Source organism: Mycobacterium sp. 1081908.1 (assembly GCF_001673535.1).
In the GTDB taxonomy this organism is placed as follows: Bacteria; Actinomycetota; Actinomycetes; order Mycobacteriales; family Mycobacteriaceae; genus Mycobacterium.
In genome coordinates this window covers 42,111-57,600 of the sequence record NZ_LZLY01000158.1, presented here as the reverse complement: position 1 = coordinate 57,600, position 15,490 = coordinate 42,111, and the positions used below count along the sequence as shown (strand labels likewise).

15 protein-coding genes and 1 riboswitch are annotated in these 15,490 nt (G+C 69.6%); of the genes, 5 read left to right on the top strand and 10 right to left on the bottom strand.

Features of this window, described 5'->3' with window-relative positions:
* Positions 1 to 3: 3 nt before the first annotated feature.
* Complete coding sequence (locus tag A5655_RS25760; protein WP_067015559.1) at positions 4 to 1,023, bottom strand: SDR family NAD(P)-dependent oxidoreductase; 1,020 nt, start codon at positions 1,021 to 1,023, stop codon at positions 4 to 6.
* A gap of 197 nt (positions 1,024 to 1,220) precedes the next feature.
* Between A5655_RS25760 and A5655_RS25755 the strand changes: the two genes are divergently transcribed.
* Both A5655_RS25755 and A5655_RS25750 read left to right on the top strand, forming a co-directional pair.
* Positions 1,221 to 1,625, top strand: coding sequence for a group 1 truncated hemoglobin (locus tag A5655_RS25755; protein ID WP_067015556.1), 405 nt, complete (start codon positions 1,221 to 1,223; stop codon positions 1,623 to 1,625).
* A gap of 144 nt (positions 1,626 to 1,769) precedes the next feature.
* On the top strand, positions 1,770 to 2,528 hold the full coding sequence (locus A5655_RS25750) for a methyltransferase domain-containing protein (RefSeq protein WP_067015554.1): 759 nt from the start codon (positions 1,770 to 1,772) through the stop codon (positions 2,526 to 2,528).
* Between the two features lie 13 nt (positions 2,529 to 2,541).
* Here the strand turns inward: A5655_RS25750 and A5655_RS25745 are convergent, their stop codons facing one another.
* Positions 2,542 to 3,468: an RluA family pseudouridine synthase gene (locus tag A5655_RS25745; protein ID WP_067015551.1), complete on the bottom strand. Its 927-nt coding sequence runs from the start codon at positions 3,466 to 3,468 to the stop codon at positions 2,542 to 2,544.
* On the bottom strand, positions 3,468 to 4,058 hold the full coding sequence (lspA, locus tag A5655_RS25740; RefSeq protein WP_067015547.1) for a signal peptidase II: 591 nt from the start codon (positions 4,056 to 4,058) through the stop codon (positions 3,468 to 3,470). Before lspA ends, A5655_RS25745 begins: the two co-directional genes overlap by 1 nt.
* A 43-nt stretch (positions 4,059 to 4,101) precedes the next feature.
* Here lspA and A5655_RS25735 point away from each other — a divergent pair, with 43 nt between their 5' ends.
* Entirely contained in the window at positions 4,102 to 5,043 is a 942-nt protein-coding gene (locus A5655_RS25735) for an asparaginase (protein ID WP_369807251.1), read from the top strand.
* Here A5655_RS25735 and A5655_RS25730 read toward each other — a convergent pair.
* Positions 5,008 to 6,396, bottom strand: coding sequence for a DNA polymerase IV (locus A5655_RS25730; protein WP_197508804.1), 1,389 nt, complete (start codon positions 6,394 to 6,396; stop codon positions 5,008 to 5,010). The genes A5655_RS25735 and A5655_RS25730 overlap by 36 nt on opposite strands.
* A gap of 49 nt (positions 6,397 to 6,445) precedes the next feature.
* Between A5655_RS25730 and A5655_RS25725 the strand changes: the two genes are divergently transcribed.
* Both A5655_RS25725 and A5655_RS25720 read left to right on the top strand, forming a co-directional pair.
* On the top strand, positions 6,446 to 7,015 hold the full coding sequence (locus A5655_RS25725) for a class I SAM-dependent methyltransferase (protein ID WP_067015538.1): 570 nt from the start codon (positions 6,446 to 6,448) through the stop codon (positions 7,013 to 7,015).
* On the top strand, positions 7,015 to 7,497 hold the full coding sequence (locus A5655_RS25720) for a hypothetical protein (protein WP_067015535.1): 483 nt from the start codon (positions 7,015 to 7,017) through the stop codon (positions 7,495 to 7,497). The genes A5655_RS25725 and A5655_RS25720 overlap by 1 nt, the downstream gene beginning before the upstream one ends.
* A 63-nt stretch (positions 7,498 to 7,560) precedes the next feature.
* Here the strand turns inward: A5655_RS25720 and A5655_RS25715 are convergent, their stop codons facing one another.
* The 6 genes from A5655_RS25715 to A5655_RS25690 all read right to left on the bottom strand — a co-directional run bounded on the left by A5655_RS25715 (position 7,561) and on the right by A5655_RS25690 (position 15,170).
* Positions 7,561 to 8,478, bottom strand: coding sequence for a hypothetical protein (locus A5655_RS25715; RefSeq protein WP_067015533.1), 918 nt, complete (start codon positions 8,476 to 8,478; stop codon positions 7,561 to 7,563).
* A gap of 125 nt (positions 8,479 to 8,603) precedes the next feature.
* Positions 8,604 to 11,705, bottom strand: a complete 3,102-nt coding sequence (ileS, locus tag A5655_RS25710; protein ID WP_369807254.1) for an isoleucine--tRNA ligase — start codon at positions 11,703 to 11,705, stop codon at positions 8,604 to 8,606.
* Positions 11,706 to 12,015: 310 nt separating this feature from the next.
* Positions 12,016 to 12,237, bottom strand: a complete 222-nt coding sequence (locus A5655_RS25705) for an Rv1535 family protein (protein ID WP_067015527.1) — start codon at positions 12,235 to 12,237, stop codon at positions 12,016 to 12,018.
* A gap of 287 nt (positions 12,238 to 12,524) precedes the next feature.
* A riboswitch (M-box (ykoK) riboswitch) is annotated at positions 12,525 to 12,694 on the bottom strand.
* 113 nt (positions 12,695 to 12,807) lie between these two features.
* Positions 12,808 to 13,446: a TetR/AcrR family transcriptional regulator gene (locus A5655_RS25700; RefSeq protein WP_067015524.1), complete on the bottom strand. Its 639-nt coding sequence runs from the start codon at positions 13,444 to 13,446 to the stop codon at positions 12,808 to 12,810.
* The gene (locus tag A5655_RS25695) at positions 13,443 to 14,567 is read right to left on the bottom strand and encodes a nitronate monooxygenase family protein (protein ID WP_067015521.1); all 1,125 of its coding nucleotides are present in this window, start codon (positions 14,565 to 14,567) and stop codon (positions 13,443 to 13,445) included. The genes A5655_RS25700 and A5655_RS25695 overlap by 4 nt, the downstream gene beginning before the upstream one ends.
* 39 nt (positions 14,568 to 14,606) lie before the next feature.
* Positions 14,607 to 15,170, bottom strand: a complete 564-nt coding sequence (locus tag A5655_RS25690; RefSeq protein ID WP_156765040.1) for a carboxymuconolactone decarboxylase family protein — start codon at positions 15,168 to 15,170, stop codon at positions 14,607 to 14,609.
* Positions 15,171 to 15,490 lie beyond the last annotated feature (320 nt).

The following is a 15,490-nucleotide window of genomic DNA, read 5'->3' as shown; positions in this document are numbered from 1 at the left end:
GTGTCACCAATGTATCCCTCTGGTCGCGCGGACAAACGTCTCGCTCCGCTTGTCGAAAGGCTCTGCGTCACTGGGTGATTCGCCGCCCTTGGCCGCGTCGGAGTCCTTGAACATGGCGAAGGCGCGGTTGCGCACGCGGTCCATCACCGCCGGGTTGACGGCGTCGGCGACGGCGGCGAACTGCCCGAACGGCGAGCTCGCCCGCCGCGGCCGGTGCACGATCGCATCGGTGATCACGCCGGCCGCCTGGTCGGGCGTCAGCGCGGGGAACTTGTCGTACATGGTGGTCGGGCTGATCATCGGCGTGCGCACCAGCGCCATGTGCACGGTGGTGAACTTGATGTCGTCGTTGACGACTTCGGCCTGCAGCGCGTCGCACAGGCTGTCGAGGGCGGCCTTGCTGGCGATGTAGGCGCCGAAGCGCGGCGCGCGGGTCTGCACGCCGACCGAGGAGACGTTGATGATCTGGCCGAAGCCGCGCTCGCGCATGCCGGGGATGAACTTGAGGATGAGCTGGACCGCGCCGAGGTAGTTCAGCTGCATGGTCCGCTGGTAGTCGTGGATGCGGTCGTACGACAGCTTCAGCGAGCGCCGAATCGACCGCCCCGCGTTGTTGATGAGGATGTCGACGCCGCCGAGGTCGTCGAGCACCTGATCGGCCATCGCGGCGATGGCGTCCATGTCGGTCAGGTCGCAGGGGTACACGTGGGCGGTGCCGCCGTCGCCTTCGATCTCCGAGGCGACCTTCTCCAGGTTCTCCCGGGTCCGGGCCACCAGCACCACCACGCCGCCCGCTTCCGCGATCTTCTTGGCGGCGGCGGCGCCGATGCCCGACGATCCCCCGGTGATGAGGACGGTGCAGCCCTCCACGGCGTCGTTGAGCGTGCGGCCCTGCACCGCGTCCAGCAGATTCCGTAAGTAGAACGGTCGATATCGCCCGGCCGAGTTGGGGGTGTTGATGATGTTGGAGACCGCCGCGAAGGGCTTTTCCACCAAGTGGGTCAAGTCGCCAAGCAGATTCATCGGCTCTCGCTCCTGGGGGGTAATGTGACGTGGGTCATAGAACCAACCTAGGGCATCGGGCGGCCGGCAGCGGAAGATTTGCTCACACAGCTGACCAAATTGTGACCATCACAGAGCAATCCGCTTGTTACACAGGGTAATCCGGGTGTGATCGCTGACTAACTGACGGGCAACGGCCAAATGCTCCAATCGGCGTTATGAAAATGCTGGCCCACTTCCGCAAACCAGAGCCGAACACGATCTACGACCGGATCGGCGGGCACGAGGCCATCGAAGTCGTCGTCGAGGACTTCTACGGTCGCGTGCTCGCCGACAGCCAGCTGGCGGGCTTTTTCACCGGAACCAACATGAACCGCCTCAAGGGCAAACAGGCCGAGTTCTTCGCGGCGGCACTCGGCGGCCGCGAGCCGTACACCGGAGCGCCGATGAAACAGGTCCACCAGGGCCGCGGCATCACGATGCACCACTTCAGCCTGGTGGCCGGGCACCTGGCCGACGCGCTCGCCGCCGCGGGGGTCACCGCCGCGACGGTCACCGAAATCCTCGGCGCCATCGCACCGCTGGCCCCCGAGATCGCCTCCCCGGAGGCCACCAAGGTTTAAGTCCGGCGCGCCCCCGCTGCGCCGAGATTGCCGTGACGGCTGCGATTGGGCGCCAATCACGACCATGGCGGCAATCTCGGTGATCACCCGCAATGACGATTGAGGCGATGGCACCCGATCGACGCGTCGGTGAGAATGCAATGCATGCCCCGCACATTCGAAGATCTGGTGGCCGAAGCCGACTCGGTGAGCGTTGACGGCTGGGACTTCTCCTGGCTCGACGGCCGCGCGACGGAACAACGACCGTCCTGGGGCTTCCAGCGCCTGCTGAGCGGCCGTTTGGCCACGGTGTCGGCCGCGCTGGACATTCACACCGGCGGCGGCGAGGTGTTGGCGGGCGCGGGGCCGTTCCCACCCACCATGGCGGCGATCGAGACGTGGCCGCCGAACGCGGCCCTGGCGACCAAACGCCTGCATCCGCTGGGCGTGGTGCTCGTGGCCACCCGGGACGAGCCGCCGCTGCCCTTCGCCGACGAGGCGTTCGACCTGGTGACCACCCGCCACCCGATCTCGGTGTGGTGGAACGAGATCCTGCGGGTGCTGCGGCCCGGCGGCAGCTACTTCGCGCAGCACATCGGGCCCGCCACCATGGGAGAGCTGGTCGAGTACTTCATCGGGCCGCAGCCCGAGAAATGGGCCGAGTTCCACCCTGACGCCGTGCGCGCGCAGGTGCAGGCGGCGGGCCTGGAGGTGGTGGACCTGCGGATGGAGCGGCTACGCGCCGAGTTCTTCGACATCGGCGCCGTCGTCTATTTCCTGCGCAAGGTGGTGTGGACGGTGCCGGACTTCACCGTCGAGCGTTATCGCGACCGGCTGGCCGAACTGCACGACAAGATCGAGGCCGACGGGTCCTTCGTCGCGCACCCGACGCGGGTGCTGGTCGAGGCCCGCAAGCCCGGCTGATCCCGGTGATCCGTCATCCCTCGTCGCGCAGCACGTCGAGCGCGTGCTGCAGATCGGGCGGGTAGGGGCTGACGATTTCCATCCGCCGGCCGTCCGCCGGGTGGGCGAAGGACAGCGAGCGCGCGTGCAGCCATTGCCGTTCCAGCCCAAGCCTTTTCGCCAGTTTCGGGTCGGCGCCGTAAACCAGGTCGCCGCAGCACGGGTGGTGCAGGGCGGAGAAATGCACCCGGATTTGATGAGTGCGCCCGGTCTCCAGGTGTACGTCGAGCAGGCTGGCGGCGACGTGGGCTTCCAGCGTGTCGTAGTGGGTGAGGCTGTGCCGGCCGTCCTTCGTCACCGCGAACTTCCATTCGCCGCCGCGGTGCCGCCCGATCGGCGCGTCGATCGTCCCGCTGGACGGATCCGGATGCCCCTGCACCAGCGCGTGGTAGCGCTTGTCGACCGTGCGCTGCTTGAACGCCCGCTTGAGCAGGGTGTAGGCGCGCTCGGAGAGCGCGACCACCATCACGCCGGAGGTGCCGACGTCGAGGCGATGCACGATGCCCTGGCGCTCCGGCACCCCGGACGTGGTGATCCGGTAGCCGGCGGCGGCCAGCCCGCCGAGCACCGTTGGTCCGGTCCAGCCGACCGACGCGTGCGCGGCCACCGCCGCCGGTTTGTCGACCGCGACGATGTCGTCGTCGGAATACAGGATGGTCATGCCCTCGATGTCGACGGGCGTGTTTTCCAGCGGCGCCGGCGCGTCGGGCAGGCGCACGTGTAGCCACGCGCCGCCGGTCAGCCGATCGGACTTGCCCGCCTGCACACCGTCGAGTTCCACGCCGCCGTCCTCGGCCAGCGCCGCCGCCGCGGTCCGCGACAGCCCCAGCAGCCGCGACAGCCCGGCGTCCACGCGCATGCCCGCCAGTCCCTCCGGGACGGGCATCGAACGCTCCGTCATCAGTGCTGATCGGCCTTCGGCCGGGCCGCGGCGTCCCCGTTGGCCTTTCGGCGGCCGACGGTGTCGAAGTCGTAGCCGAAGACCGACAGCACCACCAGCAGGATGGCACCGCCGACCACCGAGGGGTCGGCGACGTTGAACACGGGCCACCAGCCGACGGACAGAAAGTCGACGACGTGGCCGCGCAGCGGTCCGGGCGCCCGGAAGAACCGGTCGACCAGGTTGCCCATCGCGCCGCCGAGGATCATGCCGAGCCCGACCGCCCACCACGGCGACACCAGCCGTCGCCCCATCCAGAAGATGCCGACCACCACGCCCGTCGCGATCAGCGTCAGCACCCAGGTGTAGCCGGTGGCCATCGAGAACGCCGCGCCCGAATTGCGCACCAGGGTCCACGTCACCGTGTCGCCGATGATCGACACCGGCTGGCCGGGGGGCAGCAGCTTGACGGCCAGCACCTTGGTCACGACGTCCAGGGTCAGCACCACCGCCGCGACCGACAGCAGCAGGCGCAGCCGCCTCGGGGGCCTGGTGGGCGCGGGTTCGGGTTCGGCCACCTCCCGGGCCGGTCCCGTTGGTTCGTCGGACACGTCACCATCATCCCCTAACCCGAAGGTGCGCGATGATGCCACTGTGTCTTACACGAAGGCCCGGCTCACCGTCATCGCCACCGGAGGCACGATCTCGACCGGCACGGGGGCCGACGGGGTGCGCCGGCCGGCCTACAGCGGCGCGGAGCTGACCTCGGGGCTGGACGTCGACGCCGTCGACCTGCTGGCCCTCGACAGCTCCGAGCTGACGCCGGCTGACTGGGATCGGATCCGCGCCGCGGTCCGCGCCGCGGTCGACGGCGGCGCCGACGGCGTGGTCGTCACGCACGGCACCGACACCATGGAAGAGAGCGCCCTGTGGCTGGACCTCACCCACGCGGGGGACGTCCCGGTCGTGCTCACCGGCGCCATGCGCGGCGCCGACGCGCCCGACGCCGACGGCCCGGCCAATCTGCGCGACGCGCTGGCGGTCGCGGCCAGCCCGGCCGCCCGCGGCCTGGGGGTGCTGGTGTGCTTCGCGGGCCGGGTGCTGCAACCGCTGGGCATGCACAAGGTGGCCACCGAGGACCTCAGCGGCTTCGCCGGCGAACTGGTCGGCAGGGTGGACGGCGCCGGCGTGACCCTGACCGGCCCCAAGGCGCGCCCCTATCTCGGCGATCTCGGTGCCGCCGCGGCGCCCCGCGTCGACATCGTGGCGGCCTACCTCGGGAGTGACTCGGTGGCGCTGGACGCCTGCGTGGCCGCCGGCGCGCGGGGCGTCGTGCTGGAGGCGCTGGGGTCGGGCAACGCCGGAGCGGCGGTCGTCGACGGAGTGCGCCGGCATTGCCGCGACGGCGTGGTCGTCGCGGTGTCCACCCGGGTCCCGGGCGGGCGGGTCGGCGCGGGTTACGGTCCCGGCCACGACATGGCCGCCGCCGGCGCGGTGATGGTCCCGCGGCTGCGGCCGCCGCAGGCGCGGGTGCTGATGATGGCCGCGCTGGCCGCGGGGTTACCCGTCGCCGACGTCATCGACCGCTGGGGTTAGCAGCGCGTCGGCCTGGAGGGCACCGAGGTAGTCAGGCCAGTCCAGGGAGTCGACCGGGTTGGCGCCGGTGAGGTCGTCGGTGTCGGCGGGAAACGTGCGCGCCTGGCCCGGGCCCGAGCCGCGGGTCTCGAAGCGCACCGTCACCACACCGTGGCCGGCGCCCTGCACCCAGCCGTGCCCGAGTGCGCGATGCGCCACATCGTCCCCGATCCGCCACGGCGTGGCCTCCTCGGTCGCCGGCGCGAACATGGCCTCGGTCGCGGTCTCGATGTGCTGCGGGTCGGAAGCCTCCCCCGACAACTCGAGGTCGGGGAACAGCGACTCCTGGCGGACGTCGCTCAATCCCGAAAACCCCACGCCGAGAAGGCGAATCGGCCCGATTTCGCGCGGGTCGAGCAGCAGCCGGTGGGCCACCGCGGTCAGCGCACCGGCCTCGGTGGTCGCGTAGGGCAGCGTCGCCGAGCGGGTCAGCGTGCTCATGTCGGACTTCTTCAGCTTCACCGTGACGGTGCGCGCGCCGCGGCCGTCGCGCAGCAGGCGCTGGTGCGCGTGCTCGGCGATCGGGTCGATCGCGTCGCGCAGCTGCTCGAGGCTGGTCAGGTCGGCGGCGAAGGTCGACTCGGCGCTGATCTGCTTGGCCACCGCGCGCTCGGCGACGGGGCGGTCGTCGATGCCGCGGGCCAGGCGGTGCAGCGCCGGCCCGACCGTCGCGCCCAGGATGTTGGCCACCTCGGCGTCGGTCAGCGCGGCCAGCTCACCGACGGTCTCGATGCCGAGCCGATTCAGCTTTTCCTCGGCGACCGGGCCGATCCCCCACAGCCGCCGCACCGGCAACCCGCCCAGCAGCTCTTGCTCCTCGGCGCGGCGGACCACCCGCACGCCATCGGGTTTGGCCAGCCCGGACGCGATCTTCGCGATCTGCTTGCCCGAGCCCGCCCCGACCGACGCGATCAGGCCGGTCTCGTCGCGAATGCGCCGCCGCAACTGCTCGCAGAAGGCCTCGACGTCCTGGGCCGGCGCCCCAGCGAGCTGCGGCGGCTCGCCGAAACCCTCGTCGACGGACAGCTGCTCGACGACGGGTACCAAGCCGCGCACGGCGTCGAAGACCCGGCGGCTGGCCACCCCGTAGACCACCCCGCGCGGCGGCAGCACCACGGCGGTCACGCCGATCAGTCGGCGGGCCTGATGCATCGGCATGGCCGACCGGGCGCCGAACACGCGCGCCTCGTAGCTGGCCCCGGCCACGACGCCCCGCCCACCCAGGCCGCCGACCAGCACCGGCCGCCCCCGCAGGGTCGGCCGGGTGAGTTGTTCGACGGAGGCGAAAAACGCGTCCATGTCCAGGTGCAGCACCCACCGGGACTCCACAACTGCAAATGCTATTGGGATAACGTCATTTGGTATGGCAATGAACCTCGCGCACCGACGGATTTGCAGCTCGGATCGCTGGGCAAAGCAGGTGGAAGACGACCTGCTGCCGTGGGCGCTGGCCGATGTGGATCTCGGCGACAACACCCTCGAGATCGGACCCGGCTACGGCGCGATTCTGCGGGTGCTGGTCGACAAGACGCCGAAACTGACCTCGGTGGAGATCGACACCCCGATGGCGCAGCGGCTGCAGCGGTTGTATGGCGATCGCGCGCGCATCATCAACGCCGACGGAACCGACACCGGGTTGCCCGACAACGAGTTCAGCTCGGTGGTGTCGTTCACCATGCTCCATCACGTCCCCACCGCCGCACTGCAGGACCGGCTGTTCGCCGAGGCGTTCCGGGTGCTTCGGCCCGGCGGCGTCTTCGCCGGGAGCGACAGCGTGACGTCGTTGCGGTTCCGCCTGCTGCACTTCCGCGACACCTGCAACACGGTCTCACCGGAAACCCTGCCGAACCGCTTGCGGGCGGCGGGTTTTGGGGATGCGGAGGTCGAGGTTCGCGGCGGCCGGCAACGCTGGCGGGCGGTCAAGGGCGCCTGATGGACGACGCGCCGCCTTCGCGATGGGCGCGGCTTCGCCGCCAATGGTCCGAGCGGCTGGAACCCGGTGAGCAAGCCACCGTTCTGGCCTGGGCGTCGTTCACCCTCACCTTCGCCGGGCTGCGCGGACTCACGCATTGGATCCGTGCCGGCCACGGGCCGTCGGGTGGCGGTATGAATCTGGGCGGCAAGCACTTTCACCACTACAACATCGGCATCGGGATGCTCGCGACCGTGGCCGGCGTGGGTCTGCGCGGAACGGAAAAGCAGCGACGACATCCGGCGGCGGCGGTCGCATTCGGTGCCGCGAACGCGATGATCGTCGACGAGCTGGCCCTGCTGCTGGACCTCAAGGACGTCTACTGGGCGCGGGAGGGCCGCGAGAGCGTCGACGTCGCGGTCGGGGTCATCGCCGCCGGCGCGACGGTCGTGGCGGGCCTGCCGTTCTGGCCGCACGCGCATCGCGCGCTGCGATCCCGATAGCGGTTGACGGCGAACAAGTACGAGGCCGGACTCGTCGTCCGGCCTCGTCTTTTGCCCAGCGTCTCACTTCTTGCCAGGGATCACCTGCGGGTGGATCGGCTGCTGCTGAACCGGTTGCGGGTGGATCGGCTGCTGCTGAACCGGCTGGGGGTGGATCGGCTGCTGCTGAACCGGCTCGGGGTGGATCGGCTGCTGCTGGACCGGGTGCGGCTGGCAGGCAAGGCACTGAATTGGTCCGTGGGGGCCACCCTGCTGCTGGCCACCGCCCTGCTGCTGGCCACCGCCCTGCTGCTGGCCACCGCCCTGCTGTTGGCCACCGCCCTGTTGCTGACCGCCGCCCTGCGGGGTGCCACCCGGCTGGTCGCCATCGTGGTCCGTCGGCACGGGCACGGGAATGGGCACCGGCACCACCACCGGCGGGACGTTGACCGTCACGTTCGGCGGGGGCGGCGGGGTGCCGGGGTCGGCCGGTGCCTCGGGCGGGATACCCGGGTCGGCGGGCGGCGCCGCGACGACCGGCGCGGGTGGTGTCCACGCCGGCGCGCCGCCACCGCTGACGGGTCCGCTCGGCAGTTGCGCGGCGTCGGGAGGCGTGGCGATCGACGGCGGCGCCGCCGCGGGCTGCGGTGCAACCGCGCTCGGAGACTGCGGCGTCACCGCGCTGACACTGGAGTTCGGAACGACGACGGCCGGCTTCTCTTGCTTCGAATCCGTCCCGTTGATGAGCATCATGCCAAGCCCCGCGACGACGCCGAGCCCGGCGACCACCGCCGCGCCCACCAGAAGGTTGGTTCCACGCGACCGCGGCTGCGCGGTGCTGGTCGTAGCCGGGAAATCCTCGTAGTTCGCGGGCTCCGACAGGAAGCCGTCTTCGACCGAGGGGTCGCCCAGCGGGCTCGACGCCCACGCCTCCGCGACCGTCAGGTCCTCGTGGGGGATTGCGGCGAAGGTGGCCGACTGGAAGTCTTCGATGGTGCTCATGGCGTGTTCCTTAACTGTGGTTCGCGGCCCCCGTTGGGTCGCTGTTACAGGTAGGAGCAGCCACTCCCGATGACTCGGACACTTTTTTCGGAACTTTTTTGGGAACTTTTTCCCAGCCTTCGCGGCTAGGCCTTGGCGATGCTCACCCGCACGCCGTCGCCGATCTCCGAGCCGTCGGCGGGCTCGCCGAACTCGAAGCTGGTGGCGAGGATCTCCCCCGCGATCAGGCTGCGGTGCGCCTGCGCCCAGTCGGCGCGCTCGCCCGGCACCGACATCACCACGGAAATGCGGTCGGACACGTCCAGCCCGGTCGACTTGCGCAGCTCCTGCAGCTCGCGGATCCGGTCCTTGGCCCAGCCCTCCGCCTCCAGCTCCGGGGTCACCGTGCCGTCGAGAACGACCAGACCGGACCCGTCGGGCAGGGCGGCGGTGTAATCCGGGTCGGCGGCCACCAGCCGGGAGCTGTACTCGTCGGGCTGCAGAACCACGGGGCCCGCGGTCAGGGTGCCGTCGGGGTTGACGACGCCCTCTCCGGCCTTGACCGCCTTGATCGCGGCCTGCACGTCCTTGCCCAGCCGCGGCCCGGCCACCCGCGCGTTGACCGTGAGCTCGAACCGGCCGTACGTGTCGATCGCGTCGGTCAGCTCGACCCGCTTGACGTTGAGCTCGTCGGCGATCAGGTCGACGAACGGCTCGAGCCGCCGCGGGTTCTCCACGGCCACGGTCAGTTTCGGCAACGGCAGGCGCACCCGCAGCTTCTTGGCCTTGCGCAGCGAGGACGCCGCCGAGCAGACCTCCCGGACCTGATCCATCGCGGCGACCAGGCCCGGATCCGCGGGCAGGCCGTCCGCGTCGGGCCAGTCGGTCAAATGCACCGAGCGCCCGAAGGTCAGCCCCCGCCAGATGATCTCGGTCACCGACGGCAGCAGCGGAGCGGCCAGGCGAGCGCTGACCTCCAGCACGGTGTGCAACGTGTCGATGGCGTCGGCGTCCTCTTCCCAAAATCGGGACCGTGACCGCCGGACATACCAATTCGTCAGCGCCTCGGTGAACTGGCGCAGCTGCTCGCACGCCCCCGAGATGTCGCAGACATCCATCGACTCGGTGAGGTCGTCGCGCAGCTCCGCCAGCTTGGCCAGGATGTAGCGGTCCAGCACGTTGGCCGAATCCGTGCGCCAATTACCGACTTTCGGCGCGTAGAGGGCCAAGAAGCTGTAGGCGTTCCACAACGGCAGCAGCACCTGGCGCACGCCCTCGCGGATGCCCTGCTCGGTGACGATCAGGTTGCCCCCGCGCAGGATCGGCGAGGCCATCAGGAACCACCGCATCGCGTCGGAGCCGTCGCGGTCGAACACCTCGGAGACATCGGGGTAGTTGCGCAGCGACTTGCTCATCTTCTGGCCGTCGGAGCCCAGCACAATCCCGTGCGCCACACAGGTTTTGAACGCGGGACGGTCGAACAGCGCGGTGGCCAGCACGTGCAACGTGTAGAACCAGCCGCGCGTCTGCCCGATGTATTCGACGATGAAGTCACCCGGATAGTGGCCGTCGAACCAGTCGCGGTTTTCGAACGGGTAGTGCACCTGCGCGTACGGCATCGAGCCCGAGTCGAACCACACGTCGAGCACGTCGGGGATGCGCCGCATCGTGCTGCGACCCGTGGGGTCGTCGGGGTTGGGCCGGGTCAGCTCGTCGATGTAGGGCCGGTGCAGGTTGGTGGGCCGCACCCCGAAGTCGCGTTCCAGCTCGTCGAGGCTGCCGTACACGTCGACGCGCGGGTAGGCCGGGTCGTCGGACTTCCACACCGGAATCGGCGTGCCCCAGTAGCGGTTTCGCGAGATCGACCAGTCGCGCGCGCCCTGCAGCCACTTGCCGAACTGGCCGTCCTTGACGTGTTCGGGGTACCAGGTGATCTGCTGGTTGAGTTCCACCATGCGGTCCCGGAACTCAGTGACCGCGACGAACCACGACGAGACCGCCCGGTAGATCAGCGGATTGCGGCACCGCCAGCAGTGCGGATAGGGGTGCTCATAGGTCTCGTGGCGGACCAGCACCGCGCCGTTGACCGCCACCGGACCGCTGCCGCTTTTCAGGTCGCGGATGATGTGCGGGTTCGCGTCAAAGACGTGCTGGCCCTGGTAATCCGGGACCGTCGAGTCGAAGCGGCCCCGCGAATCGACCGGGGTGACGGGCCGGATACCGGCAAGGTCGCAGACCGCCATGTCGTCCTCGCCGTAGGCGGGGGCCATGTGCACGATCCCGGTGCCGTCCTCGGTGGTCACGAAGTCGCCGGGCAGCACCTGGAACGCCTTGTCGGTATCCATGAAGTACGGGAACGGCGGCAGGTAGCGGGTGCCGAGCAAATCCGCGCCGCGATAGGTCCCCAGCACCTCGGGCTCTTCACCCAGCTCGCGCGCATAGGCGGCCAGCCGCGCCTCGGCCAGCACGAAACGGCGCTCGCCCGCCCGCGCGACCACGTAGGTCACGTCCGGGTTGACGGCCACCGCGAGGTTCGACGGCAGAGTCCACGGTGTCGTCGTCCACACCAGCAGGTGGGCGCCGTCCAGCTCGCCGCCCGTGACCTTGAAGCCCACCGTCAGAGCCGGGTCCTGGCGGCTCTGGTAGACGTCGTCGTCCATCCGCAGTTCGTGATTGGACAACGGGGTCTCGTCGCGCCAGCAGTACGGCAGCACCCGGTAGCCCTCGTAGGCCAGGCCCTTGTCCCACAGCTGTTTGAACGCCCAGATCACCGACTCCATGTAGCTGGGATCCAGCGTCTTGTAGTCGTTGTCGAAGTCCACCCAGCGGGCCTGGCGCGTCACATAGGCCTGCCACTCGTCGGTGTAGCGCAGCACCGATTCGCGGCAGGCGTCGTTGAACGCGGCGATCCCCATGTCGTCGATCTGGGACTTGTCGTTGATGCCGAGCTGGCGCTCGACCTCCAGTTCGGCGGGCAGCCCATGGGTGTCCCAGCCGAACCGGCGCTCCACCTTGTTGCCGCGCATGGTGCGATACCGCGGCACGATGTCTTTGACGTACCCGGTGAGCAGGTGACCGTAATGGGGCAGGCCGTTGGCGAACGGCGGCCCGTCGTAGAACACGTACTCCGGGGCGCCGTCGCGGCGCGCGATGCTGGCCCGGAAGGTGTCGTCGCGGGCCCAGTAGTCGAGGACCTCGACTTCGAGCGCCGGGAAATCGGGCGCCCCGCCGGCCAGCTTCGGGTACACCTTGACGTCCGCGTTCTCGGTCACGATCTGTGTCGTCTCCTGTGGCCATCATGCTCAGGCCGGGGACGACGACGCGCAAGGTGCGCGAGCGCCGCGGTACCACCCCGCTTGCCGCGCTCTCGCGCGACCGCTCGATGAGGGCTGTGACGGGCCCACCCGTTCGGTTCTACTGAGCCTGCCGGCCGTTCTTCCGAAGGCTCCCCGGTGATCGCCGGATCGATGCCATTGGCTCGATTCTACTCAAACCCCGCACTCCAACGGGCTACCTGGCCTCAGGGCAGGCCTGCGGCCGGGTAGCCCATTGGACGCATCAGGCCCGGACTTCGAGCACACCGGCGCGCCACAGCGCCGCGTACACGTGACGCACGCCCATGGCCAAGAAGTGCGCGGCGCCGTCCACCAGCGGGTCGCTGATGACGATGGTCGTGCGGTTCTTGGGCGTGGGGGCGGGCGCGGGGGCCGGGGCCGTGTCGCGCACCACGGTCAGCTTGGGCGCGACGGTTACCACTTCGTCGTGCAGAACTGCGGTCATGATCGTCTCCTGACGGAATTCAAACGAGCGTTGATTGGACTGACGTGTCCCATCCCGTTGGGGTTCCGATCCGAGAACGCTTGGCCGGTAAGCCTATTAGCGTTGCGGCGACTCAGCCGAGAACGTCGCGCTTCAGGTCGGATCGGGACGGAACACAGCCCGGACTTCGATCCGGACTATCGCTGGAACTCATACGTCCCTCACCTCCTCGACGGTCACGACGCGTGCGGTTGCCCGCGCGATCCACGCGCACCAAAAGGAGTTCAGAATCCGGCCACCGCCGGAGATCCGCACCCCTCTCGTCAGAGCTTTGGCACTACACGACGTGTCCGATAGTTCGGAAGCCACCTGGGCTCAACCCTTAAGCCGGGAGGAGCTGTCCTGACCCGGGGCGTCTTTGGACGTTCGGGGTCAGTGGCCTGTATTCGTGTAGACGCCTCACCTAACGAGGTGCATACGCGACCGATCATGCATGACCGCCGTGACTCGGTCAATGTGATGTGGTCGGTGTCGTCGAATCTTTATGCAGTCATTACGCGCGCACACAGCCTTTAACAAGCTTCCGCGGCGCTACCCCGCGGCGCCCCGCGGGCGCAGCCCGTCGAGCACCAGCGCCACCACGAAATCGGCCACCTGAGCAGCGGTGACGTCGTCGTCGGTGCTCAGCCGCCGTTGCGCCAGCTGGCCGACCAGGGCCGCCAGCGTGTACGCCACCATGCGCGGCGGGGCGCTCACCACCTCGCCGCGCTCCTGGGCGGCGACGATGAAGCTTTCGATGTCGTCGATGAACCGCTCGTAGATCCCGCCGAGGTGCTTTTCGAATCGCTCGCCCAGCGCGCACGGGTCGCGCAGCAGCAGCTTGACCGTCGCCTTGTCGGACTCGAAGAACTCCAGCGTCGCCCGCACCGCGACCCGAAGCGACTCCTCGCGCCCGGCGTCCAGGGCCGGAACCCCCAGCGCGGCAACGACATGGGTACGCAGCGCGTCCTCCTCGGCCGCCATCAACGCGTGGAACAGCTCGTCCTTGGAGTCGAAGTACCAGTAGACCGACCCGTAGGCCAGGCCGGCCCGCTTGGCGATGTCGGCGATCGTCGTGGCGTGAAAACCCTTGCGCGCGAACACTTCTTTGGCGGCCGCCATGATCTGTTCGCGCCGCTGTGACTTGTCCTCGTCACTGACCGCGCGGCGCCGGCGGGCCGCGCTGGTCACGTATCGACCAGGCCGTCGAGTCGGCCGATGGTGTCGATGAACTCCTCGACCATGTCGAGGACCACCGAGCGGGCCGGGCGGACCCGGTCGAGCGAGCCGACCACCTGGCCGACGAAGTACGTCGCCAGCTCGCGCGCCTTGGACTCCGGATTGGTGGCGGCCTGGTTGATGCGCACCTGGGAGCCGGTGACCAGCGCGGTCTGCAGCGGCATGCCGAGCGGATCGGGGGTGTCCGGCCGCGCCCACTCGTCGGTCCAGGCCGTGCGCAGCATCCGCGCCGGTTTGCCGGTCATCGATCGCGAGCGCACCGTGTCCGACGAGCTGGCCGCCAGGAACTTCTCCTTGACCACGGGAACCGTCTCGGCCTCTTCGGTGGTCAGCCACACCGAGCCGCACCACACCCCCTCGGCCCCCAGCGCCAGGGCGGCGGCGACCTGGCGGCCCCGCGCGATCCCGCCGGCCGCGAGCACGGGCACCGGTGCCACCGCATCCACCACCTCGGGCACCAGCACCATGGTCGCCACCTCGCCGGTGTGGCCGCCCGCCTCGGTGCCCTGCGCGACGATCAGGTCGACGCCCGCGGCCGCATGCCGCCGCGCGTGCTGCGTGGTGCCCGCGAGCGCGGCCACCACGACGTCACGGTCATGGGCGCGCTGGACGAGGTCGGCGGGCGGCGGCCCGAGGGCGCTGGCGATCAGCCGAATGTCGTGCTCGAAGGTCACGTCGAGCAGCGGCTCGTAGCCCTTGGGCGAGATGTTGAGTCCCCCGGACGACGCCCTGGGCTCCTTGGTGGGGGCCGCGACGCCGTAGCGGGACAGGATGTCATCGACGAACGCGCGGTGCTCCTCGGGCAGCAGCTCGCGCGCCTGTTTGGCGTCGATCCCGCCCTGTTCGGCGCCGACGTACTTGGGCGGCAACAGCAGGTCGACGCCGTACGGCTTGCCGCCGGTCTGCTCCTCGATCCAGGTCAGCTCGTTGTGCAGGCGCTCGGGACTGTGCGCGACGGCGCCGAGGATCCCGAACCCGCCCGCGTTGGTGACCGCGGCGACCACGTCGCGACAGTGGCTGAAGGCGCAGATCGGAAATTCAACGCCGAGCATCTCGGCGACCCTGGTTCGCATTGCCCGACGCTAAGAGTTACTGACTGATAAGTCAATCGGTTAAGGCGACCGGCCGTCCGGCGGCCAGCTGGACACGCCGTCTTCCAACGGGACCTGGAGGCTGCGCAGGATCGACGCGACCATCCGCCACGCGCCGATGGCCGTGACGAGCTCTATGAGAACCGTTGTATCGCTTTGTAATTCGCGCTCGCACGCGGCCCAGCTTTCGGCGCTTACCGCGCCGTCGTGCACCACGTCGTCGGTGGCGGCCAGCACGGCGCGCTCGGCCGGCCCGAAGCCCTGATAGCCCCGCCAATCGCGCACGCCGAGGAGGTCGTCGGCGCTCACGCCCAGCCCCGAGGCGACCCGCCAGTGCTGCGTCCACTCGTAGTCGCAGGCGGTGAGCCAGCCGATCCGCATGATGACCAGCTCGCGCAACCGCGGGTCCAGGGTGCCGTGCCAGAGCATGGTGGCGAGCAGGTCGTTGAGGCCGCGCGCCAGGGGCGGATGGTTCAGCAGCACCTGGAAGATGCTGAGCTCCGCCATGTAGTCGGGCACCGCGGCCTCGTCGGCGGCGGCTTTGGCCACGTCAAGCGGCAGTCTGGGGACTCGGGGCTGCCCGATGGGTGGGGTCATGGCGTGAGCACTCCGTGCACTGGTGGACACCTCGCGTTCACCGGCAATCGTAGCCACCGGCGGCGGATGTCCGACCCAAAGACCGGCGAACGAAAAGCCCGGAGCCCCAACGCCGCAACGCCGAGCGCGCCGCTGAAAACGACGGTTCCGGCGCGGGCGGCGTCGGGGGCGCGTGCGCGAATACCTTTGGCGCCCCGCGGGATACCCCGACGACGTCGACGTCGGGGCGGCGCGTTCGGCGGCGCCGCGCGATCTTCGCCAGCGAATGAATTCAAAGCCCCGGCCCGTCGTGATCGGTCCGTGATCGG

Excerpts from the sequence above, each read along its gene's own strand:
- A5655_RS25725 (WP_067015538.1), top strand. The coding sequence starts at position 6,446 with ATGGCAATGAACCTCGCGCACCGACGGATTTGCAGCTCGGATCGCTGG.
- A5655_RS25755 (WP_067015556.1), top strand. The coding sequence starts at position 1,221 with ATGAAAATGCTGGCCCACTTCCGCAAACCAGAGCCGAACACGATCTAC.
- A5655_RS25720 (WP_067015535.1), top strand. The coding sequence starts at position 7,015 with ATGGACGACGCGCCGCCTTCGCGATGGGCGCGGCTTCGCCGCCAATGG.
- A5655_RS25750 (WP_067015554.1), top strand. The coding sequence starts at position 1,770 with ATGCCCCGCACATTCGAAGATCTGGTGGCCGAAGCCGACTCGGTGAGC.
- A5655_RS25760 (WP_067015559.1), bottom strand. The coding sequence starts at position 1,023 with ATGAATCTGCTTGGCGACTTGACCCACTTGGTGGAAAAGCCCTTCGCG.
- A5655_RS25705 (WP_067015527.1), bottom strand. The coding sequence starts at position 12,237 with ATGACCGCAGTTCTGCACGACGAAGTGGTAACCGTCGCGCCCAAGCTG.
- A5655_RS25745 (WP_067015551.1), bottom strand. The coding sequence starts at position 3,468 with ATGACGGAGCGTTCGATGCCCGTCCCGGAGGGACTGGCGGGCATGCGC.
- A5655_RS25695 (WP_067015521.1), bottom strand. The coding sequence starts at position 14,567 with ATGCGAACCAGGGTCGCCGAGATGCTCGGCGTTGAATTTCCGATCTGC.
- A5655_RS25715 (WP_067015533.1), bottom strand. The coding sequence starts at position 8,478 with ATGAGCACCATCGAAGACTTCCAGTCGGCCACCTTCGCCGCAATCCCC.